We start from the raw sequence: 23612 nt of genomic DNA, 5'->3' as shown, positions 1-23612 counted from the left end.
CCTTCCTTATGTTATTTTTCGTTCTCGGCGTAATAGATATAAAAAATATGGCACTCCAATCACCGCAGTGATAATTCCCGCGGGTATTTCTATTGGAGGGAATAATCCTCTTCCAAGGCTATCGGCAACGAGCAGAAAGATGGAACCGAAAAGAGCTGAAGCAGGAAGCAAAACCTTGAATTTTGACCCTACCACCCTCAGTGCGATATGGGGGGCAATTAAACCTATGAACCCGATGGAACCCACCGCCGCTACACAGACCCCGATTAATATGACAGAAACACTCAACAACATATAACGCAGTAATTTTGATCTTTCACCGAGACCTGTCGCTATATCGTCGCCAAGGCTGAGTACATCCATTTTGGAAGTTAAGGCAATCAATACCGGGACAAGGACAAGAAATGGAAGCAAAATGAATACTTGATCCCATCCTCTTCCCCATAGACTGCCGGTCAACCAAAGCAGTGTCGTGTTTACATCATCCGGGAACTTGACCATGAAATACTCTATACCCGCTTGACATATGGCCCCTAAAGCAATTCCCACCAAAGCGATTGTATTTGGCTGGGCTCCTTTTTTATAAACAAATATCATCAAAATTGCCGCCATGACCGCCGCTCCGATAAAAGCTGAAAGAGGCAGAATGATAATGGGCGATTGCGGAAATAAAACGATGACGATAACAGCTGCCAAGCCGGCCCCTTTTGTTACCCCAATCACATCCGGAGAAGCCAACGGATTTCGAAGAACCCCTTGCAGAATGGCTCCAGCCGTTGCCAAACCGGCCCCCACTATCACGGCAATTAAAATACGTGGTATGCGATAGTTGTGCAGAATGAACGACTGGCTTTGCATGCCATTTCCAAGGAAATTTTGGAGAATTTCTAAAGGTGAGATATAAATGGCCCCTAATCCCAGGCTCACCATTGCTAAAATCAGCATGGTAACCGTCAGCATCAGGAGAATAGAATAAGGGTGCAAAGTTGATTTCAACCCAAATGTCCCTTTTCGTTTCATTGCTTTATATTCCTCCCTCTCTTCGCTAAATACAGGAAGAATGGCGCACCGATTATAGCTGTTACGATGCCTACCGGCGACTCAAAAGGGTAAGCGATAAACCGGGCGAGAATATCTGCGTAAACCAAGAGTAAAGCGCCGAATAATGCAGAAAAAGGGATGATTCTCCGATAATCCCCGCCCACCATTCTCCTGACGATATGAGGAATGATCAAACCTACAAAGCCGACCGGTCCTGCGACGGCAACCGAAGATCCTGCCAAAATGATCACCAATATTCCTGCCAAAATACGGATTCGGTACACCCGCTGCCCAAGTCCCTGCGCCATATTTTCCCCTAAGACAAGGATGGAAACAGATCGAGAGAACAAGGCAGCGATAAGTAGCCCGAAAAGGGACCAAGGAAGAATCATGTTAACGTGCGCCCATGTTTTCCCATTAATAGACCCGACTAACCAATAGAGCACATCTTTCGCTTGTTCATTAAAGATGATCATGCCTTGCGTTAAAGAAGATAAAAAAAAGTGAACAGCCATTCCGGCCAATGCCAGCTTTACTTGGGTCATCCCTCCTCCCGAAGCAAAAGAATAGACCGCCACCCCTCCCACTGCTGCACCAATGAATGCAACGCAAACTAGAGATACGGAAGAAAGGTCAGGAAAGAAAACGAAAGCGGACACAATAAAAAATGAGGCACCGGCATTAACACCAAACACTTGTGGAGAAGCTAATGAATTCCGGGTAATGGCCTGCATGAGAGCGCCCGCCACCGCTAAATTGGCACCGACCAATGCTCCAACTAAAGCCCGGGGCAATCGAAGGGTCCTTATAATAGTTTGTTCCTTGGACGAGTCGGCATCAAAAAAGGACTTCAAAACCATTGATGCATCTATATCGGCCGCTCCCACCGAAATACTCGTCAGGACTCCTAAAATCAGCAAAATGATTCCAGCGATAGCGGTACAATACACTTTCAGTTTACTTCTAGCTACAGATTCCATCGCTATACAACACACTTCCTAACTTAATTTAAACCTAATGGAAAGCGAAGTAAGAATGGGATCTCTTACTTCGCTTTTGTACCTTTATTCTTCACCAAGCATGTTTAAAGTGTCTTTAGCAATGGCCTCCGCTGATACAACACCACGGTATCTCGTCCATAAATCTCGATCAACACTATACACTTGTCCGTTTTTTACAGCCTTCAGGTCTTTCCAAAGAGGATTGTCTTTCCACTCATCAGTAAGTAACTTACCCTCATTATTCGCTAGAAGCAGCACATCCGGATTAATCTCGACAAGCTGCTCCAGGTTCATCTCGGCATGTGGCTGTTCCTGCTGAATGGCATTTTTCAATCCCATGCGTTCAAGCAATTCCCCATCATAAGAAGATGAAGTATGGGCTTGGAATGAAGTATCTCGTACAACTGCAGGTAAAACCGTCATATTTGAATCAACAGTAAGTTTTGCTTTAAGTTCCTTAATCGTTTTTTCATGCTCGCTCAATCTTTTTTCTGCAGCATCTTCCTGATTCACTGCCTTTGCAATCGTTTTAAATGAATCCAGGTTTTCTTGATATGTAGATTCCCGGCTTTTTAAGACAATGGTAGGAGCAATCTGCTGTAAATCTTTATAAATCCCTTTATGCCGCTCAGCATCTGCAATGATTAAATCCGGCTGTAAAGAACTGATCACCTCTAAATTAGGCTGTTCACGTGTTCCTACAGAAGTATAATCCATTTCTTGGCCTACAAGCTTTGTAATCATATCTTTTTTGTTGTCATCTGAAATCCCGATAGGTTTTATCCCTAGGGCATTTAAAGAATCAACGAAAGATAACTCAAGCGTAACTATTTTTTTAGGAGTATTTTTAATTTCCGTTTCTCCCATTTCATGCTTAATCGTCCTTGTTTCTTGATTACTTGTTTCGGCAGATGTCTTCTCTGCTTCTGTTGTTTTTTGAGAATTATTACATCCTGATAACATCATCATAATCGTGAATAACAGGATCAATGCTCCTCCCCCAAACGTTCTTGCTTTTCTAGATTCTCTCATTTTTCGCACCCTTTCCTTCATCTATACCTATTTAACTTCTTACACTACGAATACTACATAATTGAAAATGATTATCATTATCCTGTTGTTATGATAAAGTCATAGATTGATACCGTCAATATTAATAAAATTTTGTGAATAAAGATCATTTTGGCCATTAAGACAACCTGCATGGATTTTATTATTTCGTGAAGGAAATTGAAGTATGGATTCGGCAAGGGCTTGAAGTTGAACTTTAAAAAAGGCAGTTTTCACATAATTCGTTGCTATTTACCAAGTAATGCGGTGTGGTTGATTTCACCTCCAATGCTCGCTTTCCGCGGGGCGGGCGGTGAGCCTCCTCGGCGTAAACGCCTGTGGGGTCTCACCTGTCCCGCTGCTCCCGCAGGAGTCTCGCACTTCCGCCCCAATCAACCTTAAATCGTTTCGTTTTAAAAACATCAATCTTTACGAAAAGAGCCTTAAAAAAAGTAAAAAAAGAGCAAACCCGTTAAGGTCTGCTCTCCTTGCCTTTTCAAAGAATCTATTTTCTTTCAATCAACATCTCTTCAAGAGGATATTCTTCATTTGCAGCTTCTTTTGTTGATCGTTTTATGGAGGTTTTAATAAGAATGGTAGAAACAATTGATAATGCACCCATGATCAGGTAGCCTGTCGATCTAGAAAACACTTCAATCAAGATGCCGATTAGGACAGGTCCTAAAAACATACCAGCAGAATATAAACTTTGGAACAAGCCCATTCTCGTGGATTGTTTAATCTCCGGGATATTTTCAACAGCCCAGGAAGTGACGACCGTAAAGATCAATCCGTAACCGAAGCCTTGAAATGCCTGTAATAGAAAAAGCATCGTTAAATTTTCAGCATAAGGGATCAATATGATGATGACCCCTTGTAAAACTGCTCCCAAAATCGCTGTATTCATTAAACCGATTTTTTTATAAAAAAGGGCACCACATAATCCTGCGGCTAAGCCATATATGATCAGGTGAGTGTTTGCCAGCATGCCAATCAATAGTGGATTTGCTCCAAGGTCGGTTGCGACTAAAGGTGTGAATGTATCCCTTGTTCCAATGGTGACCATCAAAGCAATCGTTGCCAAAACCGAAATGACCCAGATTTTTTTATCGGTGATTTGCTCGACAAGTATTTTCTTATCGTATTTAACTTTTACCCCTTTAATACTTAGGTCTTTTGTGAAAAATGTTAAAGCCAGCGCAAGTATGGCGGCGGCCACCGCTACTAAAAAGCTATATCGATACCCATAACTATTGGCCACAACTGCACCGATCGTTGTCCCGAGTATGGAACCAACCGGCGATGCAACACCCAATATCGCCACTGCTTTTGCAGCTTCCTTCACACCAAAATAAGAGGCGAACATAATATTGTAAATAACCCAGGTGGAACCCGTTAAACCGTCCGAAATTTTCCCAAGGTACAATGTTGTTGAACTTGGTATGAAAAAGGCCAGCGTCCACATTACGATGGTTATCAGCAACCCCATTTGGATAAACAATCTTCGTTTATGCAGCATATCCGAAAATACACCTACCGGAAGCCGTGTCAATAAAGCAACAATCCCTGAAATTCCAATAATACTGCCTATCACAACTGAATCGAACCCAAGATCTTTAGCATAAGAGGAGATAAATGGATCAAATGCCGTAATGGTGACAAAGAACAACAAGCTAATGATAAAGAATAAGATGGTTTCTTTCCGATTATTAATTTTATTAGTTTTGTTCATATATTCCATCCTTTCATTCCCCTCCCTTTCGTCACTCTGGACAGAAAGGCGAATCTATTAATGTTTACACATATTTTCATATATTTTATAGGGCTCAAAACTAACCTGCAGCTACAGGTAAAGCAGTTCATCCACTTTTTCCTTTGATTCGTTTCTTCTATTATTATGTATTCAGATTCATTTTTTATATAAATATATTAATGACATCTGCGTAAACATAAAGATATTTTACTAAGAGATCAATCTTTCCGTATTACCTGAAAAGTTTGATCTCCCGGATTACGTGCCAGCTTATCAGTTAATTTTTCCAGAGTGAATGCGAAGCTCTGTTTCCGGTTTGAAGAAGTGGACTTTATTCATATCCAAGGCTAGTTCTAACAGTTGCCCAGGCTGCACCTCCGCACGGGCGTCAACGCGTGCAACAAAGCTTTGATTATTAATTTGGGAGTATAGCATAGTTTCGGCTCCCATTAACTCTGATACCTCTACCTTGATAGTCACCTTTGTACCTCGAGATGCATCGATGAGTAGAGGTTCATCGTGAAAATCTTCTGGACGGATGCCCAAGATGATGTCTTTATTAACATACCCTTGATTACGTAATACCTTCATTTTCTCCTCTGGCACTTCAATGCCTACTTCACCAATGTGGAAGGCACCATCTTTTAATGATCCTTTGAAAAAGTTCATTGCGGGTGATCCAATGAATCCGCCCACGAATACATTTTCCGGATATTCGTATACTTCTTTTGGGGCACCAACCTGCTGTATGATACCCTCTTTCATAACAACAAGACGAGTAGCCATTGTCATTGCTTCTGTTTGGTCGTGTGTTACATAAATAGTTGTCGTTTGTAAACGTTGATGCAATTTCGCGATTTCAGAACGCATTTGAACACGAAGTTTCGCATCCAAGTTAGATAGCGGCTCGTCCATTAGAAAAACATTTGCATCCCGTACGATGGCTCTTCCTAAAGCAACACGCTGCCGCTGACCACCGGAAAGGGCCTTTGGCTTACGTTTTAAAAATTGTTCAAGACCAAGGATACGTGCAGCATCATTTACACGCCGTTCGATTTCGCCTTTTGGAAACTTGCGTAATTTTAAGCCGAATGCCATGTTATCATATACACTCATATGAGGATATAAAGCATAGTTTTGGAATACCATTGCGATATCGCGGTCTTTTGGCAAAACATCATTTACACGTTTGCCATCAATATATAAATCACCTTTAGAAATATCTTCAAGACCGGCAACCATACGGAGGGTCGTGGATTTACCGCATCCAGACGGACCTACGAATACGATGAATTCCTTATCCTGGATATGAAGATTAAAATCGGTAACGGCCGTAACATTTTTATCATAGATTTTATAAATGTTTTCTAAGCGCAACTCCGCCATCTTAATATTCCTCCTTGAAAAAAAGGGATTTCGTTAACAATTCTCAGCATATCTACTTCGTTTACCTTTGTTAATTAAATAAAAATATTACTTGATACCGCCGGAAGTCATGCCAAGAATGAACTGTTTGCGTACAAGCAGCATAAAAATCACCGTTGGCAGAACAAATATAATGCCAGCTGCAGCCATTTGGTTCCATAAAACTCCCTCTTCCCCAATAAAGAAAGACAATGCTATAGGAAGAGTAACCGCTTCCTGTTGGGTTATCACGAGAGAAAACATAAATTCATTCCAGGTGATCACAAAACAAAAAACAGTTGCGGTAATGATGCCGGGCTTTGCAAGCGGCAATAGAATATGCCATAGCACTTGTAATCTATTAGCCCCGTCAATTGTTGCTGCTTCTTCCATATCAATTGGAATTCGATCAATGAACCCCTTTGTCAACCAGATGGCATAAGGAATTGTGTGACCAAGGTTGACAATGATTAACGCAAGTGTCGTATCCAGCATTCCCCAGTCACGAAACATCGTGAAGAAGGGAATCACATTTACAATTAACGGGATGAACTGAGTAGCAAGTATCATAAACATGAATATTTGTTTCAATGGCATTTGAAAACGTGAAAGGCTGTAAGAGGCTAAAATACTTACCGGAATCGTAATAAGCAGTGTCACTGCAACAACAATTAAACTATTTGAATAGTATTTTCCTAAATTAAAGGCTGATCCGAAGACTGTTCTAAAATTATCCAATGTTGCCTGAAAAAAAATACTAGTGGTATATACTTCGGATTCTGGCTTAAAGGCCGTTAGCACTATCCAGAAAATTGGAAGAAACAAGAAGATGACAATAAGAAGGACACATAACACTTCTAAAACTGACATCATTTTCTTTGAGTTGATTTTTTTTGTGTTGACCTTTTTCTTTTGGGGTAATGTAACTACCTGAGTCATTAGTTCCAATCATCTCCCTTCACCAATTTTCTCATATAGATAATAACAAATACGATTGTTATAAGAGCTAAAATGTAGCCCAATGCAGAGGAATAACCCATATCGAAATAACGGAATCCAGTTTTATAGATGAAAAAGTTTAATACTTCCGTTGAATCCCCTGGACCTCCACGCGTCATCGTAACAACCGGATCAAACGCTTTAAGAGAGAACATCGTCATCAATATGGAGGCTATGAGAATAATTGGCTTTAGCATGGGCAGTGTGATATGGAAGAGTGTTTTTAAAGGAGACGCTCCATCCATTTTAGCTGCTTCAAAAACCTCGCCTGGCATTCCCATAAGGCCGCTTATGAACATCAGGCTCATAAAAGGCAGCCAAATCCAAACCACTACTGAGATGAGGGCAATCATCGCAGTAGAGTTCGTTCCTAACCATACTACATCAGAAAGTGGCGGTATGAGGAACCCAATAATTTTGTCAAATAATCCATAATCAGGATTTAGCATGAATCTCCATGAATACCCGATAAGTGCAGGACTCATTGCAAATGGAATGATAAATACGGCCCGTAAGTATGAGAGATATTTTTTATCCTTGCTTAATAAAAGCGCGACAATAAGGCTTAATATTAATGTAAGCACCACTGTACTGGCAGCAAAAATCAGCGTTGCGCGTACGCTATTCCAAAATTGAGAATCAGAAAAAGCGCGGATATAATTATCGAGCCCAATGAAAGCTCCCATTCCAACAGAGGTTTTTAAATCCCATTCATGTAAGCTGATCCAGAATGACCTCATTAATGGATAAAAGGTCGTAGCGGCAATAAGCATGAAAGCCGGGGCTAATAATACATATTTAAAGAGCTTTTGGTTCAATTTAGCTTCCCCCTACCATTTTTGAGAACAAGATGTGATCCCCTTTAACAGATTAATATTGTTTGATTTGCTCGGCGATCAAAACTGTTAACAGTAATTTTTCATCACCCATAATCTCCTTGAGAAGAGTGAGAAACTTCTTCTCAAGGAATTTAAGGAAAACAACTTGTTCATCAATCGTAGTAACCAGCTTTATCTAAAAGCCGCTCCACTTGTTTAGCCGCATCATTCAATGTTGGCTCTACAGGCTCACCTGTAGCCATCTTCGAGATAGCTCCACTGATTATATCCGCTATGCGAGGCCACTCCTTCATTTTGGGCAGCGCTTTTGCATTTTCAAAGTTATCGGCAGCCACATTGTAGAATCCATCTGTCAATTCATTTAACTCCTCGTTTCTCAAGTTCTCCGTTTGGGTGATAACAGTTGACTGTACAGCTGAAGGACTTTCGTTTTTCACTGTTTTCAGAACCATGTCAAGCTCTTCCTCAGGTTCTGCAATCCACTTAAGAACTTCCCATGCCGCCTCTTTATTTTTTGATCCTTTCATCATCGCCAGAGGGAATGTAGCGACGTTCGCCTGGCTTCCTTTTCCTTCCCAGCCCGGTACTGAGGCGAATCCAACATTCCCAGCGACATCTTCTACAGATGCTTCTTTATCGTTAAACTCAGAGTATACCCACCACCAGCCAAGCCACATTGCCGCTTTTCCTTGCTTAAAGAAAGTCCTGGAGTCTTGTTCACCAAATGTGACAGAGCCAGGCGGTGCCACTTTTTCTGTTACAAGAAGATCTATATACCGTTGCGTGGCTTCAATGCCTTCCGGGCTGTTAAAAACAGGCTTCATTTTATCATCAAAAATATTACCGCCGTTGCTCCACAAGTACGAAGTCCACATAGGCAAATTCTGCCCATTATTCCCTGCCCCGTAATAAGGAACGATGCCAGCAAGGTCAGTTTTATCCGTAATTTCCTTACTAACCTTGTCAAGCTCTTCCCAAGTTGTCGGGACAGTCAGCCCTAGCTGATCAAAGATATCTTTTCGGTAAAAAAGCATTTGTACGTGTGCCCTGACAGGCAGGCTGTAAAGTTTATCATCGAATGTCGATAAATCCCGTATAGCTGCTGGCCAGCGATCAGTATTGAAATTATCACGCTTTACATATTCATCAAGCGGCTCCAAAAATGGTGTTATGGAAGAACCCATTGTATCAAGATGAACAACCAAGTCATAAGCCCCTCCAGATGCAATACCGTCAGAAGTGATATCTTCTAACAGGTTTTCATATGGCGTTTCAATAAACTCAATTTTAATTCCCGTCTTTTCAGTAAAATCTTTACTTCTTGCCTTCCATGCATTGAACTGACCGACACCTCCAGCAGACAATAGTACCTTCACTGTCTTTCCTTTCAAGCTCTCACCTGACGTATTCTCTGAACCAGAATTGCTGCAGCCGGTGACTAACAAAGTTAGTATCAACACGAGTACCGTAATCAAACGAAAGGTTTTTCTCTTTTTCATTATCATGTTCCTTTCTGATTTGGGTTTTGAATTGATGTATTGCTTTTTTCTTAAACTATAGTTTACTGCCCTTATGAAACCTTTTGAATACGTATTCAATTTCGAATTAAATGAATGCGCTTTCTTTGAAAATCAATACTCTTACGAATTCATGAGTATTCCTAGTGCTTATTGCATCGTTCTTTTTAAGAAAAACCTTTTTGAATACGTATTCAAAATAGGGTGAAAATTTCTTACACAAATCATTTTAAACCATATTTTTGAGGTGAAACATTATAAGGAATACGTATTCTTTCTAAACATTATCTTAATTGTGTAAGAAAATTCTGTCAATACTAAATATTATAATAATTTAAGGTGGATTAATTGTTTATTGCTTTTTATACGGGCATTTCTAATGAAAAACTATTTAGGTATATTGTCATAAAGATATCTAGCGAAAATTAGGCGCATTGTCATGTTTGAAATCAAATTTCCTTCGAGCGGCCATTCATTATTTTGCAATTCTTTTAGAAGCGGCATCTAAGCCCAATCCCTAAATTGCTTAAAAGATACACTATCGAATCAGTGTTTGGTGGCGAGGATTGATTTCACCTATGATATTTTGCAACCTTATAATATCCTCATCCAATTGCTGACTGACCTTTATAACCTCCGGATGAGAGGTTCCTTTGATTTTCGTCAATACATACATATCCTGGCGATGCCCATTTATCATCTTACTTAATTCTAATACTGTCTTTAAGATCATTGATCCCGTATCCTTCCCGATTAAAACAACAATTCAAACATCAATTTATTATGAATATAGCAAATAATAAAAGTACAATAATCAAGATGCCTGGGTTTTTCCTTTACTAGCCAATACCTCAGGCAACCGTTGCAAAACCAACCATTAATTGTTTAATTCAAGATGCCTCTCAGAGTAAAAACTTGTCAAGGCAGATTGCTCATAAGCATACCCAGCACGAAATAAGAGGTCTTCTCTATTGTGATTGGCGATTAACTGTAATCCAAGCGGAACTCCATATTCTGAGAGCCCAAAAGGGATCGATAACGCCGGATGTCCTGTGATGTTAAAAAGACTGGTGTAGCGAATCATACAATCCCCGAGAGATTCACTTTGTCCCCCAATGGTCACTTCTTCTGTCTGTACGTCAGCTGTGGCAATAGGCATCGCTGGTGTCATCATTACATCAACATCCAAAAAGATTTCTGATACTCTACGAGTCCATTCCGCTCTTTTTTGCAAAGCATTTAAATAGTCAAAGGCCGAAATAAGTCGACTTTTTTCAAAAGTTTTTTGGGCACCTTCACTGTATAGGTGAATGGAGGATTGAATACGTTCTTTGTGAACAACCCCGACTTCAGATGTCCCAAGTGTGGTAGCGATACCTACTACATCTATTAAAAAAGAAGTGTCTATTTCTACTATGGCAGCTCCTAAATCGGTCATATGCTGAACAGCTTTTTCATACATTTTCTTTACTTCGTCATCCATATTTTCATTGAAATAATGTGTCGGCAGACCGATTCTCATTCCTGCCAGTCCATTCAAACATGCCGTTGTGTAAGGGATGCCTGTAAGGGTTTGCATTATTATCGCTGTATCCTCAATGTTACCTGCTATCGGTCCTGCGTGATCAAGAGTCCACGATAATGGCGTCATACCCTTCATGCCAACTAAGTTATAAGTGGGTTTCATGCCCACAACGCCACAACAAGCTGCAGGTACACGAATTGATCCAGCGGTATCTGTACCTATGGAACCTAAACAGAGATTTGCCGCTACCGCAGCGGCCGAACCACCACTTGATCCACCTGCGGTCTTATTCTTATTCCACGGGTTTATGACATCGCCAAAAAAAGGATTCTGAGAGGTGATGCCAAATGCATATTCATACATATTATTTTTACCAAGTGAAATACTGCCCTCCTGCTCTAACTTTGTGACGACTTCAGCATTTTCAGCAGGTATTCGCTTTTCATCGATTATTGAGCCGCTAGTTGTTAAGACACCTTCAGTATCGATCGAATCTTTATATGAAATAGGTACTCCTAACAGGCCGCTTACTTCTCCAGCATTAATTTTCACTTCCGCCTTTTTCGCCTGATTAAAAGCCTTTTCTTCCGTTATTGTAATGTAGGAATTCATCTTGGGATTTAATTTTTTTATTCTTTCTATATACCAATTTGTTATTTCAGTAGGGGAAAACAGTTTATTTTTATACCCTTCCATCAGTTCTTTTATCGTTAAAATCAATTTGCATATCCCCCTCTATCTGTGCTTTATATCAAATGCCAGTAGTTCCATTAACTAACCTGATCCGTTTCGGTTAGAAAGTTTTGGTTTTCATTTGGTTTCGTTGTAATAAAAAGTTTTATTAATATCCCTGAAACAGCCGAAAGGATTCCTATTATTATAAAACTAAAACTCCTTGAGAAAGCCTCTGTCAATATCCCCATCAAGACGGGGCCAAAAAACATCCCAAACGAAAACACGCTTTGAAAAAATCCCATCCTCGTGGATTGCTTATGTTCTGGAATATCCATGATACTTAATGACATTAAAACAGTAAAATTCAATGCAAATGCGATTCCGGAAAGCGCTTGCAACCAAAAGAGCAAAAGTAAGTTTGGTGCAAATGGTGTTAAAATGGCAACAACGCATTGTAAAAATGCCCCTGCAACAGCTGTGTTCGCTAAGCCCAACTTTTTATAAAAAAATCCTCCACATAATGCGGCAGCAATCCCCCCTGCAATTAAAAACGTATTGGATAGCCAACTTAGAGCAATCGCATCAGCCCCTAAATCTCTTGCTACAAGAGGTGTAAATGTAACTCTCATTCCAAAAGAAGCCATCAGTGCTATGATTGCTAGCAGAGATAAAAGCCATAAGTTTTTATCGGTTACTTGTTCCTTAACGATTTTTTTTATATCATATTTTTCCCTTTTCACTGTAACTTTTATCTCTTTCAAAAAGAACGTTAAAACAAAGGCGATTGAAGCAGCAAAAACGGCAACAAGAAAAGAATATGAATATCCGTAACTGTTTGCGACAATACCTCCTATTATCGAACCTACTAAAGCTCCAATGTAATCTGCCAAAGTTAAAAAGGCAACAGCCTTCGCAGAATTATGGACACCGAAATAAGAGGCGAACATTACAGTATAAAGAACCCATGTAGCCCCCGTTATACCATCCAAAAATTTCGCGAGATATAAAGTATTAGCGTTTGGTTCAATAAAAGCGATTATCCAACCAATGATTGTAACCAATAGCCCAGCTTGAATAATCAACCTTCTTTTGTTCAGCATATCCGAGAATACGCCAAGCGGGAAACGGAAGAACATGGATGCCAGTCCCGTCACTCCCATCACACTGCCAATCACTGCGGGTGAGATCCCTAAATCTTTGGCATATGATGATATAAATGGATCAAAGGCTGAAATGCTAATAAAGAAGAGTACGGTTATGATAAAAAACAATATAATATTCAACCGAAAATGGACTTTGTTCATTAGGTCACCTCATTATTATTTTTCATTTAACTCTTGCCAAAAAAACGAGCAGTTGAATTAGCTCGTCATTTCGTGATGCCTGATGACCTTTATTGAATGCTTTAAAGTAAATCCCTGTCCCGAAATCACAGTTACCAAAACACAACAAGGATAACAATAAGGAATAAATTGATTAAGGGGCAGTCAAAAACGCAGATATTATCTACTAATACATTAAAACGAGTATAAAATCCGCGCTTTGACGCCAGGACCCCTACACAATGAATTTCGACGCAAATGCGCCAACACCCAAGATAGACAGACTTTAAAAATCCTTTTTTTACATTAGAATAAGCTTTTGTTTGCTTTTCACATTTAACTAATAGAATGATATTTTACTTTTTATAGTTTCATACTTTTTGATTTATCCTGACAGTGGCCGATAATTTATGGCCTTCCAAGCCTTCGATTTCGGATTGATCTTCCGCATGGGATGCCAGGAATTGAATGCCTTGGCCTGTGATTTCCTGATGTGTCATGACTTTCACATAACTTCCTGCCCAAAGCCCCCCCGTATATCTTGCTGCCTTTTGTGTCGGCAATGTATGATTCGTTCCGGAGACTTTGTCAGAGAAGACGACGGAACTGCCTTCATCAAGGAACAATGATCCATAGTTATTTAGTTTATCCATCAATTCGCGGCTATTTTTGATATGCAAATGTAAATGTTCAATGGCATAATCATTGCAAATATCCAGTCCTTCTTGTAATGAATCCGCATGGATGATTTCCCCTCTTTTTTCCCATGATTCGTGTGCAGGGGAAGATGGTGAAAAGGTTTTCAAAAAGCCTTGGATTTCTTTTTCAGTTTCTTCGGCAACCGTTCGGGACGTTGTGACAAGAATGGCCCGTGCGTACGGATCGTGTTCAGCCTGGGCTAGTAAATCGGCCGCTATTTTCGTAGGTGACGCAAAATCATCAGCAAAAACCATCACTTCACTCGGTCCAGCAATAAGGTCTATGCCCACTTTACCGAACACTTGTCGTTTTGCTTCTGCTACAAACCGGTTTCCTGGTCCAGCGATGATATCCACTTCCGGGATGGATTCGGTTCCATATGCCATGGCGGCAATGGCCTGCGCCCCGCCAATTGCAAAAATGTCTGTAGCACCGGAGCGGATCAATCCATATAAAACTGCCGGATGGATGCCGCCTTCATAATTGGCCGGGCTTGCTGCAACGATTCTTTTTGCTCCCGCTACCTTTGCTGGGGCAACGACCATTGGTCCTGATGATAATAACGGGAATCTCCCGCCTGGTACATAAGCCCCCACCTTTTCGATCGGTACGATTCTATGACCCATCCTGATCCCATCGCCAAAATCCTTTTCGAATGGCGTCAGGCAGCTCAACTGTGCTTTAGCGAATTCGGATACTCTTTCCACGACCCGGTCAATCAGCACTTTTACCTCTTCAGGAAGAGTCCTGATACAACGCTCGATCTCCTCTTCACTAACCCGGACCGGACGATCGGAATCACCGAATTTTTTTTCATATTCCCGGACGGCATCATCCCCGCCTGCCTTTACATTTTCAATAATGGACTTCACCGTTTGTTCTACTTCATGTGAAGAGGTCTGTTCAAATACGTCCGCTTTTTTCAAATATTCCATCCTATTTTCCCCCTAATCGTTGTTTAGTGAATAGACGGCTGATGCACAGCCGTCAACTGGTCAATCAAGATACGCCGGTAAAATTCCCATCATCGATTGTGGATTCACCATCTTGTTGTGATTCGTTTTCATCAGGCAAATAGATCTGACGCAACACTTCCATTCCATCAAACAATAGCCATTCTTCCGAAATTTTTTCATTACGGATTTTATAGTGGCTGATGCCAGCAATATCAATGGCTTTTCCGCTAGGGGCTCCGAAGTATCCTGTTCCTTCGTGCACTCCTTGTATTCTCCAGCGAACCGCCACATCCCAATCACTGTCAGACCCGCGTCTATTACAAGTTACCCTTTCGAGAATCACTTTCCCATTCGGTATGGAGGCAAAGAGGCTCATGAACATTCCTTGAATTTCACTTACTCCGATTACATCCTTGTTGCAGACATAATGAACGACTGCATTTTCTTCATAAAATTCCCGAACAAAATTAAATGAGCGCCGAGCCCAAATTCGATTGAATACAAGCTGCATGAACTCCCCTATCTCGAACTCATCAGAAGATGGAGTGAATAGTTTTGGAGGAAGTCCCGTTTCTGCTGTCTCTTTAAATCCAAACTGTATAGACGGAGCAAGCTTCTGCGTACTTTTAGCCATTTTTTTAGCAAACTCGACCGGATCCAATCCGAGTTGCAGGACAAGATGATATGTATCCATCACAAGCCATTCTTCGTAAATCTTATTATTTAAAATCATACAATCGGCGCTTGTTCTGAACATCACTTTCTTTCCGGTGGCAGGACCGTATAAACTATCTCCAAGGTTCGTTGCAACGGAACGTCCTCGATGTGAAGTGAAAAACCCTGCTTCATCATCACCTGACCAAATTACACTCCATCCCAGCCCTTTCCGATCCGGAAAAGCGTGCAATGTTTGCAGTGTCCCTGAAATGACTTCGTTAACCCCATGGCTATTGATCAACCCTTTATGAACAGATATGCTTGTGCTATACGTATCGTAAATAAGCCCGATGTCTTTCTCTTTCCAGATTTGCCGTGTGATTTTCACAATATAATCAACGATGTTATTGTATTCTGGGTTAAAACCGTTCATCCTCTGTTTCTTTTGATTCATTTCTTCTATATTAATGTAATCATAATCATCTTTTGTATCGAGCATATTAACGTCTTCAGCATCAGCATAGAAGATGAAGTTTGCTGATTTCTTGACCGGTTGGATTGTATTCTTTACTGTTTTTTCTTCTTTTGGAGCTACTTCAATTGAACCTGTCTTCTTTTCTGCCATAATACCCATCCTTTTCGTATAAAGTAAATTCGTCAAAATGCAGGACTTCTTGTAAAGTCATTTAACAGATTGAGTGGCCTTGCTTGCAGAGATAACATCCGATAACGCAGTAGTAATCACATTATTTAACACGATGCAAACAAATTTTGCGCCTTTGTCAAAAGCCCCATTAGCAGCATCGCTGTTACTGGCTACGGTCCCGAGCGGCACATCGAGTTCTTTACCTTTTATGAATAGTTCATTGATGACCTTTTGCACTTCAGGATGACTTGCGCCTTCCAGTTGATAACCCATGTTCACCGAGAGGTCTGTGGAACCGATAAATGCCAAATCTATTCCAGGGACTGTTGCAATATCTTCAAAATTGGTTGCTGCATCAAGCGTTTCAATATGCACAATTATCATAACATTTTCATTACTCTCATCTAAATAGGGTTTTCCGCTATCTTTTCCGTAACGCGCTGGTCTGGTTGAATACGATACCCCTCTATTTCCATATGGAGGGAATTTAGCCCGCTTAACTACATCAAGAGCCTCTTCCTTTGTATTGACCATCGGTACTTGTACACCTTTTGCTCCGCGATCCAGAGCCTTTTGAATACTGGAAGGATCATATGAAACCCGGACGATCGGGACAAGCCCAACAGAATCTGCCGTACGGATAACGTTTTCAAGCTCTGATGGACTGAATGCACCATGCTCGTCATCTATTACGACGAAATCAAAGCCGGCATAACCGAGCATTTCGACTAATGGGGGGGAATTTATCCCTAAAAATGCACCAAGAACTTGTTCCCCACGTTTGATTTTTTCCTTTATGGCATTATTCTTCATCGTCTTCCTCTCTTTCCACAGACTCGTTCAATGCTGTTAAGATCACATTCAGTTCCCGGCATTTCAATCACCCGTCAACCATTTCCTCAATGCAGCGTTTACTTTTTCAGGCTGTTCCAAAGGACTCAAATGTCCTGAATGGCTTACAATTTCAAGGCTCGCCGTCGGGATGTTTTCCGTTAAATACTCGGACATATGCAGGGGACATACCCTGTCTTCCCTTCCTGCCAAAATCATGGTCGGACATTCAATGGCAGGAAGGATGGGACGTTGATCCGAACGCGTCATCACTGCTTTTAATTGATTGATATACCCTTCAATGCCGACTTTTTCAGCCATAGCGATAATCTTGGAAACTAATGCTTCATCATTTCTACGGTCTGGGTGGATTAACACCGGCAGAAGGTGATTGATTGTAATATCCAAAAACTGACCGTTATTCGCCATATCGATGAACCTCTCCCAGACTGCAATTTGTTCATGGCTAGGAGGATTTGGGTTTGTATCAAGCAAGGCCAATTTCATGATCCGTTCCGGTGCAAGTCGCATGATTTCCAGAGAAATGATGCCACCAAGTGATAAGCCTGCAAGTGCAAACTTATCAGGGGCCTCTTCCAATACCGCCTGAGCGATTCCTTCTATAGTATCAGCCTTCGACACATCACAGACTCTCACATCTGCAAGATCTGCCAGGTTCACAGTTTCCCATAGACGTTCATCACAAAGTGTGCCCGGAAGCAAAATGAGCGGTACTTTGTCCATCCTTATTTTTCACCCATTTTCAATTTATCGGCAATTTCCTTTTCAAGTTCTTCAAAGTTATCAGGTTTGATCATTTTTCCTAAATCATTGGCAAAAAATCCATATTCAGCTGCATCCTTGATCACTTTTGGGGACCAGTAAGGGTCTTTTCCATCAAATACTTTATGTTGTTCAAGAACGGCGAAGATCCAAGAATCTTCTTCACTGATGTTTTCGAAACCTCTCCATAAGCCTGGCGGTAATGAAATTAAGTCCCATTGATCGATGATCGTTTCGCCATCAATTTCATCTGGACCCTTGCCCCAGTAGAAACGCCATTTTCCTGAAAGGGGTAGGAAGGATTCAATGTAATCATGCGTATGGTAAGCAGGCCCGTTTCCTTTTTGGGCTTTCACCATTCCAATTTGAAAACCATGCGGCTCAGTAATTTCAGGAGTGAAGTTATCATTTTCACTTGCTGTATCGCCTATTAATGTATAGTTGATGCGTTGGTGACCCGGAATGATACTATCAATGAACATTAACGGTATTCCTTTTGATTTCATTTGATCGAAACGAACGATCCAATTGTTTTCCATTTCCTCATTCGTTACCGCTTTTTTTACTTTAGGCTCTTGTACTGACATTTTAGTTTCCCCTTCCGTGTTCGTTAATTTTTTTTCATTGCTCCATTTGGATGACATATCTAATTAGAGAGTAAAGACGGCTAGTTTTAATTCTGTCATTTCCTCGACTGAATACTTAACACCTTCCCTGCCAGTTCCGCTGTTTTTCACACCGCCATATGGCATTTGGTCAACCCTGAAGGATGGTATGTCATTCACGATGACACCTCCGACTTCAAGCCTTTCAACAGCATCAAAAGCTTTTGGCATCGAAGTCGTATATACACCTGCTTGAAGGCCGTATAATGAATCATTCACTAGGTCGATCGCTTCATCCCATGTTCCATAGGAATTCACTGAAACGATTGGGGCAAATGCTTCTTGGCAGCTTATTTCCTGTGCTGGCCCTGCATTTTTGATAATGGTAGGATGCAGGACTGCACCTGTTCTTTGACCGCCATATGCGATTTCCGTACCAGCCTCTCTAGCCGATTCGATCCACCCTTCCACTCGTTTTGCTTCATTTATGGTGATCAACGCGGAAAGATCTGTATCTTCTGATTCCGGATCTCCAAATTTAAGCTTCTTCGTCTTTTCTATAAACTTTTGCAAAAATGCCTCATATAAAGCTTCCTGTACATAAATTCGTTGGACAGAGATGCAAACCTGGCCTGAATAGGCAAAGGAACCTTCTGTACAGCGCAGTGCAACGGCATCCAAGTCATCAGCATTGTCAATAATGACAGCTGAATTTGAACCAAGCTCCAATGTCACCTTTTTCAAACCCGCTTTTTCTTTGATCGCCAACCCGACTTCGACACTTCCTGTAAATGTAACCATTTTAATTCTCGGATCAGTGACCAATACATCGCCGACAACGCTTCCTTTACCTGTGACAACATTCAGGGCGCCTTTAGGTAAACCTGCTTCTTCAAAAATTTCGGCTGCAGCCAATGCACTAAGCGGAGTCTGTGAAGCTGGCTTTAAAATGACTGAGTTGCCAGCTGCAAACGCAGGTCCAAGTTTATGTGCCGCTAAATTAAATGGAAAGTTAAATGGTGTGATGGCCGCAATAATGCCTAGCGGTTCACGCTTTGTATAAGCAAAACGGCCTTTGCCACTTTTAGCGGCATCCATCGGAATCGTTTCACCATGGATCCGTTTTGCCTCTTCTGCTGCAAACTTGTATGTTTCAATCGTGCGTAAAATTTCTCCTCTTGCAGCTTTCAAGGGCTTAGCATTTTCTTTGGCGAGTATTAAGGCAAGCTCCTCAAGTCTTTCCTTAAAAATTCCTGCTGCACGTTCCAATATATTTGAGCGCTCAAGGGCCGTTAACTTTTTCATTTCCTTTGCACCTTGTTGAGCACATTCTATCGCTTTTAGAACGGTTTCCTTTCCTGCCAAAGGCACTTGCGCAATCACTTTTCCGGAATAAGGAGACCGAAGATCGTAATGATCATTTCCTTCCAGCCACTCCCCGCCAATGTAAAATCTCTTTTTATCTGAATTGGTCGTGATCAATCAGTTTCCCACCCTTCCTTTAAAGGCGCTTTGGTAGATTCCGAGAATCTTTTGTTCATTTAGCTTATAAGGAGTATTCGAAAGCAAGCGATCAATTTTTGCAGCCTGTTCCGCCAGCATCGGTAATGAGTCCTCTTCAATCCCAAGTTCTGATAACGATGTAGGTAAATCAAGATCTTCCAGAAGCTGATACATATAATCAACAACTGCCTTTAGCGCTTCGCTTGGTTGTGCCTTGAAATCACCCAGCTGTAAAAAGGACGCTACTTCCATCATTTCTTCCGTGCATGTTTTCCCAATCACTTCGAAAACAAATGGCATTAAAAGGGCATTTGCGACTCCATGCTCAATATGATATTTACCGCCCAGCGGATATGCCAGAGCGTGTACCGCTCCAACTCCTGCATTTGCTAGAGCCACTCCCGCTAACGAGCTTACCCAGCTCATTCCGGTTCGAGATTTTAAATCCTTTCCGTTATGGACAGCTCTCGTAATGTTCGCAGGAAATAGTTTCATCGCTTTCTCTGAATAAACTTTCGTAAGTGGTGTAGCCTTGATCGCAATATACGATTCAATAGCATGTGTAAAGGCGTCCACCCCTGATGCCGCGGTAACCCGTGCCGGGCAGGAAATGGTCAATTCCGGATCGATGATCGCTACATCAGGAAGGAATACCGGACTTACGATCCCTCTTTTTACTTGCTGCTCTTCATCACCGAAAATGGCATTCATCGTCACTTCCGAACCTGTTCCTGAAGTTGTCGGCAAAAGAATGCATTTGACCGTTCTCGATTCAACCACTTTTTCGCCGTTTATATAAGTTGTTATATCGCCTTTCCCGCATAAAGCACTACTTGCTTTTGCTACATCCAGCGCACTTCCCCCGCCGATTCCGATGATTAAATCACATTTTTCTGCATCCAACGTTTGTACAGCATCCGTCAACAGCTGAAACGTCGGCTCTCCCGAAATCTCCGTATATGTGATGGTTGGTATGGAAAGGGGCATAATGTGATCCAACACTTTTTGAACAACGCCCACTTTTTCCAGACCTTTGTCACTTACAATCGCAACCTTCTTTGCTCCCAGCTCTTCTATTTCCTTTACTAACGTCGTAAATGCCCCAACACCAACCCGGAAAACTGTCGGCATTCGAAAATCATGAATTACATTTTGAGCAGCGGACATTTTTCACCCTCCTTTGAATACGTATTCAAAAAAACTCACCAGACAGTCCAACCGCCATCAACCACCAATGTTTGACCTGTCATCATATCTGAACAATCTGATGCCAGATATACCACCCCGCCAAATAAATCCTCCGTTTTAGCAAGTCTGCCAAGCGGAATCCTGCTTAATACTTCATCTTTGAACGTTTCCTCTTCAAACATCTGCTTTGTCATCGGTGTTTCAATGAAGGTTGGAGCAATGGCATTGACATTGACTTGATGCGGAGCCCACTCTATAGCAAGCGCTTTCGTCAGTTGTGTAATGCCTCCTTTACTGGAGGAGTATGCAGCCCGTTTGTAATAACCGACGAATGCCATTTGCGAAGACATATTTATGATCTTGCCTTTTTTTTGGTCGATCATATACTTCCCTGCAGCTTGGCTCGTAAAAAATACACTTTTTAAATTAATGTCCAGCACTGTATCCCAATCTTGCGATGTCAACACTTCAGCTGGCTTTGCCACGTTTATTCCTGCATTATTTATTAAAATATCAATCTTACCGAAGTGCTTGTATATTCCCTCCATTACTCCCGCCGTTTCATCAACCTTTGTTAAGTCAAATGAAACGGGTAAAACATTTGCACCGGTTTGCCCGATTTCATGTGCCGCTTCTTCGAGTTGCTCTTCATTGCGGGCAACTATCGCTATATCGGCTCCAGCCTGCGCGAGCAAATGGGCTAAGTCTTTCCCGATTCCTTTACTTGCTCCTGTAATGATGGCCACCTTACCGCTTAAATTAAATAAATGATTTATATCCAATCTATCACCTATCTTTACCTCATCGAGGCGATTTTTGTACATTCAGGCATTTTGCATTTTAATTTTGAATACGTATTCAAAATTAAACAAAATGCTTGTTGGCGATTACAAGTTAAAATATAAACAACTTTCTGACTTTTGTAAATAGTAAAAATAAGATTAAGTCAAAATTTTTAAAAATGACCGATTTCTTTCAAAGGAGTGTTAAAACACTTAAGGTCCAATCCAAAACCGGCCTTTACCCTTAATCTTGTTTGGGGGCTGGCCCTGTTGTTTTACGGACCATCAGTTCAGGCTTAAGGAAAATTTGTATGGATGAAGATGATGTTTCTTTATTTTCTATGAGGTAGATTAATTTTTCCAAAGCTGTTAAAGACATTTGATCCATTTGTTGGGATACTGTGGTCAGCCCTATAAATTCATTAGCGGACAATCTTATATTATCAAACCCGACAACGGATAAATCAGCAGGGATTTTCAAATTCAAGCTTGAAGCTGCATCCAGGACTGCGAGAGCCATCTGATCGGATGCGGCAATGATTGCAGTCGGCCTGTCCTTCTTTTTCAACAGTTTTTTAGTAAATGAATAAATCTTGTCATAGGAAAATTCGCTATTGAAAATCAAATCTTCATCAATTTCATACCCGTTCTCCATCAATTCTTCTTTATAACCCACCGTTCGTTCATAAGTCGCCAAGTATTTGGATGGGCCGGATATTTTCGCTATTTTTTTATGTCCTAATTTTATTAAATGCTGAACAGCGAGCCTGGCACCTTTATTATTGTCCATTACGATAAAGTTAACGTCCTTGATATCGAGGAAACTATTATATAATAATACGGGGAATCCATTATCATGTAGCTTCTTGATTTTATCAGTATAATTTTTACTAACGCTTGTAAGGATGATTCCCTCTACCCTTTTGCCAATCAGCAAATTAATGGCTTGTTCCAAGTTTTCATCTTTATGCCCAGTGTTGTAAACGATGACATCATATTTTAATTCTTGTGCCCTTTCTATGATGACTTCCGCCGTTTCGGCAAAGAATGGATTTGAAATGCTCCCTAATATCAACCCTATTGATTTGGTTCTTTTTTCTACGAGGCTTCTGGCAATTTCATCCCTTGTAAATCCCAGCTCATTGATTACAGCAAGAACCTTGTCACGCGTATTTTTCTTAATATAGGGGTAATCATTCAACACCCTGGAAACTGTTGATTGCGAAACACCCGCTATTTTTGCAACATCTTCTGTCGTCACTCTCTTCATGCTTCATTAATCCTTTCTACGTCTAGAAATTGTTATCCTAGGAAACTAAAATAACGTACTTATATCAATATAAACATTATGATTTCCCTTTAATATATCATAATATTTAAAATTTTACTTCCAGTTATGGAACTGTTTTGGGTTCTGAGTTGCGTCAGCTTGGACTTTTCCCAAAATATGAGGAATGAATCAGCCTTTGTTTCTTATCTTAGCTTCCTATAGAAAGAAGAGCCCATCTTTAAAGATGGGCTCCAGACTGTGGACATGCATACAATTTTAAGAAACGTTCGGAGTAGATTTCAGAAATCCGCTCCCTTTCCGCCGACTGTCTGCCAAGCCTCATCAAAGCAAGCGCCTGTGGGGTCTCGGCTAGCCAGTTATTCGGCAGGAGTGTCGCAAATTTCTTCCATCCATTGAGGGTTTCATAAAACCAGAAAATACATTAAGAATCATCAAGTCTTGCTTTACTATCATGGTTCGGGATGAGACCTGACTACAGTTTTTTCTTTAAACCACAATCCAGTTGATTGGAACGTAAGGTACGAGACTCCTGCGGGAAAAGCGCG

General features: G+C 41.0%; 20 protein-coding genes. All 20 read right to left on the bottom strand.

Going from position 1 to position 23612, the window contains the following annotated elements:
* Window positions 1–6: 6 nt before the first annotated feature.
* Window positions 7–1020: a FecCD family ABC transporter permease gene (locus tag BW986_RS26130; RefSeq protein WP_076372289.1), complete on the bottom strand. Its 1014-nt coding sequence runs from the start codon at window positions 1018–1020 to the stop codon at window positions 7–9.
* The gene (locus BW986_RS26125; protein ID WP_076372287.1) at window positions 1017–2021 is read right to left on the bottom strand and encodes a FecCD family ABC transporter permease; all 1005 of its coding nucleotides are present in this window, start codon (window positions 2019–2021) and stop codon (window positions 1017–1019) included. The genes BW986_RS26130 and BW986_RS26125 overlap by 4 nt, the downstream gene beginning before the upstream one ends.
* An 84-nt stretch (window positions 2022–2105) precedes the next feature.
* A complete protein-coding gene (locus tag BW986_RS26120) occupies window positions 2106–3074 on the bottom strand; it encodes an ABC transporter substrate-binding protein (RefSeq protein ID WP_076372285.1) in 969 nt (322 codons plus the stop codon).
* A 523-nt stretch (window positions 3075–3597) separates the two neighbouring features.
* Window positions 3598–4824 carry an MFS transporter gene (locus tag BW986_RS26115; protein WP_076372367.1) on the bottom strand — a complete coding sequence of 409 codons (1227 nt, stop codon included), beginning with the start codon at window positions 4822–4824 and terminating at the stop codon, window positions 3598–3600.
* A 294-nt stretch (window positions 4825–5118) separates the two neighbouring features.
* Window positions 5119–6231 carry an ABC transporter ATP-binding protein gene (locus BW986_RS26110; RefSeq protein ID WP_076372283.1) on the bottom strand — a complete coding sequence of 371 codons (1113 nt, stop codon included), beginning with the start codon at window positions 6229–6231 and terminating at the stop codon, window positions 5119–5121.
* A gap of 87 nt (window positions 6232–6318) precedes the next feature.
* Complete coding sequence (locus tag BW986_RS26105; RefSeq protein ID WP_076372281.1) at window positions 6319–7188, bottom strand: carbohydrate ABC transporter permease; 870 nt, start codon at window positions 7186–7188, stop codon at window positions 6319–6321.
* The gene (locus BW986_RS26100; RefSeq protein WP_142244746.1) at window positions 7188–8066 is read right to left on the bottom strand and encodes a carbohydrate ABC transporter permease; all 879 of its coding nucleotides are present in this window, start codon (window positions 8064–8066) and stop codon (window positions 7188–7190) included. The genes BW986_RS26105 and BW986_RS26100 overlap by 1 nt, the downstream gene beginning before the upstream one ends.
* Before the next feature lie 173 nt (window positions 8067–8239).
* Window positions 8240–9586: an ABC transporter substrate-binding protein gene (locus tag BW986_RS26095; RefSeq protein ID WP_076372279.1), complete on the bottom strand. Its 1347-nt coding sequence runs from the start codon at window positions 9584–9586 to the stop codon at window positions 8240–8242.
* 556 nt (window positions 9587–10142) lie between these two features.
* Window positions 10143–10337, bottom strand: a complete 195-nt coding sequence (locus tag BW986_RS26090; RefSeq protein ID WP_076372277.1) for an aspartyl-phosphate phosphatase Spo0E family protein — start codon at window positions 10335–10337, stop codon at window positions 10143–10145.
* Window positions 10338–10481: 144 nt separating this feature from the next.
* Complete coding sequence (locus tag BW986_RS26085) at window positions 10482–11849, bottom strand: amidase (RefSeq protein ID WP_081395815.1); 1368 nt, start codon at window positions 11847–11849, stop codon at window positions 10482–10484.
* A gap of 50 nt (window positions 11850–11899) precedes the next feature.
* On the bottom strand, window positions 11900–13108 hold the full coding sequence (locus tag BW986_RS26080) for an MFS transporter (RefSeq protein WP_076372275.1): 1209 nt from the start codon (window positions 13106–13108) through the stop codon (window positions 11900–11902).
* A gap of 389 nt (window positions 13109–13497) precedes the next feature.
* Window positions 13498–14760: a histidinol dehydrogenase gene (gene hisD, locus BW986_RS26075; protein WP_076372273.1), complete on the bottom strand. Its 1263-nt coding sequence runs from the start codon at window positions 14758–14760 to the stop codon at window positions 13498–13500.
* A gap of 64 nt (window positions 14761–14824) precedes the next feature.
* Window positions 14825–16063, bottom strand: a complete 1239-nt coding sequence (locus tag BW986_RS26070; RefSeq protein ID WP_076372271.1) for an ester cyclase — start codon at window positions 16061–16063, stop codon at window positions 14825–14827.
* Between the two features lie 57 nt (window positions 16064–16120).
* Window positions 16121–16897 (bottom strand): HpcH/HpaI aldolase family protein, encoded by a 777-nt coding sequence (locus BW986_RS26065; protein WP_076372269.1) that lies wholly within the window; start codon window positions 16895–16897, stop codon window positions 16121–16123.
* A 63-nt stretch (window positions 16898–16960) separates the two neighbouring features.
* Window positions 16961–17659: an alpha/beta fold hydrolase gene (locus tag BW986_RS26060; RefSeq protein WP_076372267.1), complete on the bottom strand. Its 699-nt coding sequence runs from the start codon at window positions 17657–17659 to the stop codon at window positions 16961–16963.
* Between the two features lie 2 nt (window positions 17660–17661).
* Window positions 17662–18285 (bottom strand): cupin domain-containing protein, encoded by a 624-nt coding sequence (locus BW986_RS26055; protein ID WP_076372264.1) that lies wholly within the window; start codon window positions 18283–18285, stop codon window positions 17662–17664.
* Between the two features lie 63 nt (window positions 18286–18348).
* A complete protein-coding gene (locus tag BW986_RS26050; protein WP_076372359.1) occupies window positions 18349–19782 on the bottom strand; it encodes an aldehyde dehydrogenase family protein in 1434 nt (477 codons plus the stop codon).
* Between the two features lie 3 nt (window positions 19783–19785).
* On the bottom strand, window positions 19786–20973 hold the full coding sequence (locus BW986_RS26045; RefSeq protein ID WP_081395814.1) for an iron-containing alcohol dehydrogenase: 1188 nt from the start codon (window positions 20971–20973) through the stop codon (window positions 19786–19788).
* Window positions 20974–21008: 35 nt separating this feature from the next.
* A complete protein-coding gene (locus BW986_RS26040) occupies window positions 21009–21776 on the bottom strand; it encodes an SDR family NAD(P)-dependent oxidoreductase (RefSeq protein WP_260320998.1) in 768 nt (255 codons plus the stop codon).
* 244 nt (window positions 21777–22020) lie between these two features.
* The gene (locus BW986_RS26035; protein WP_076372261.1) at window positions 22021–23046 is read right to left on the bottom strand and encodes a LacI family DNA-binding transcriptional regulator; all 1026 of its coding nucleotides are present in this window, start codon (window positions 23044–23046) and stop codon (window positions 22021–22023) included.
* Window positions 23047–23612 lie beyond the last annotated feature (566 nt).

Source organism: Peribacillus simplex (genome assembly GCF_900156045.1).
Classification (GTDB): domain Bacteria; phylum Bacillota; class Bacilli; order Bacillales; family DSM-1321; genus Peribacillus; species Peribacillus simplex_D.
The sequence above is the reverse complement of the archived record's forward strand: the minus strand, read 5'-3'. Positions and strand labels throughout refer to the sequence as shown.

Excerpts from the sequence above, each read along its gene's own strand:
- BW986_RS26060 (WP_076372267.1), bottom strand. The coding sequence starts at position 17,659 with ATGGACAAAGTACCGCTCATTTTGCTTCCGGGCACACTTTGTGATGAA.
- hisD (WP_076372273.1), bottom strand. The coding sequence starts at position 14,760 with ATGGAATATTTGAAAAAAGCGGACGTATTTGAACAGACCTCTTCACAT.
- BW986_RS26055 (WP_076372264.1), bottom strand. The coding sequence starts at position 18,285 with ATGTCAGTACAAGAGCCTAAAGTAAAAAAAGCGGTAACGAATGAGGAA.
- BW986_RS26115 (WP_076372367.1), bottom strand. The coding sequence starts at position 4,824 with ATGAACAAAACTAATAAAATTAATAATCGGAAAGAAACCATCTTATTC.
- BW986_RS26080 (WP_076372275.1), bottom strand. The coding sequence starts at position 13,108 with ATGAACAAAGTCCATTTTCGGTTGAATATTATATTGTTTTTTATCATA.
- BW986_RS26070 (WP_076372271.1), bottom strand. The coding sequence starts at position 16,063 with ATGGCAGAAAAGAAGACAGGTTCAATTGAAGTAGCTCCAAAAGAAGAA.
- BW986_RS26065 (WP_076372269.1), bottom strand. The coding sequence starts at position 16,897 with ATGAAGAATAATGCCATAAAGGAAAAAATCAAACGTGGGGAACAAGTT.
- BW986_RS26095 (WP_076372279.1), bottom strand. The coding sequence starts at position 9,586 with ATGAAAAAGAGAAAAACCTTTCGTTTGATTACGGTACTCGTGTTGATA.
- BW986_RS26130 (WP_076372289.1), bottom strand. The coding sequence starts at position 1,020 with ATGAAACGAAAAGGGACATTTGGGTTGAAATCAACTTTGCACCCTTAT.
- BW986_RS26120 (WP_076372285.1), bottom strand. The coding sequence starts at position 3,074 with ATGAGAGAATCTAGAAAAGCAAGAACGTTTGGGGGAGGAGCATTGATC.
- BW986_RS26110 (WP_076372283.1), bottom strand. The coding sequence starts at position 6,231 with ATGGCGGAGTTGCGCTTAGAAAACATTTATAAAATCTATGATAAAAAT.
- BW986_RS26105 (WP_076372281.1), bottom strand. The coding sequence starts at position 7,188 with ATGACTCAGGTAGTTACATTACCCCAAAAGAAAAAGGTCAACACAAAA.
- BW986_RS26035 (WP_076372261.1), bottom strand. The coding sequence starts at position 23,046 with ATGAAGAGAGTGACGACAGAAGATGTTGCAAAAATAGCGGGTGTTTCG.
- BW986_RS26045 (WP_081395814.1), bottom strand. The coding sequence starts at position 20,973 with ATGTCCGCTGCTCAAAATGTAATTCATGATTTTCGAATGCCGACAGTT.
- BW986_RS26125 (WP_076372287.1), bottom strand. The coding sequence starts at position 2,021 with ATGGAATCTGTAGCTAGAAGTAAACTGAAAGTGTATTGTACCGCTATC.
- BW986_RS26090 (WP_076372277.1), bottom strand. The coding sequence starts at position 10,337 with ATGATCTTAAAGACAGTATTAGAATTAAGTAAGATGATAAATGGGCAT.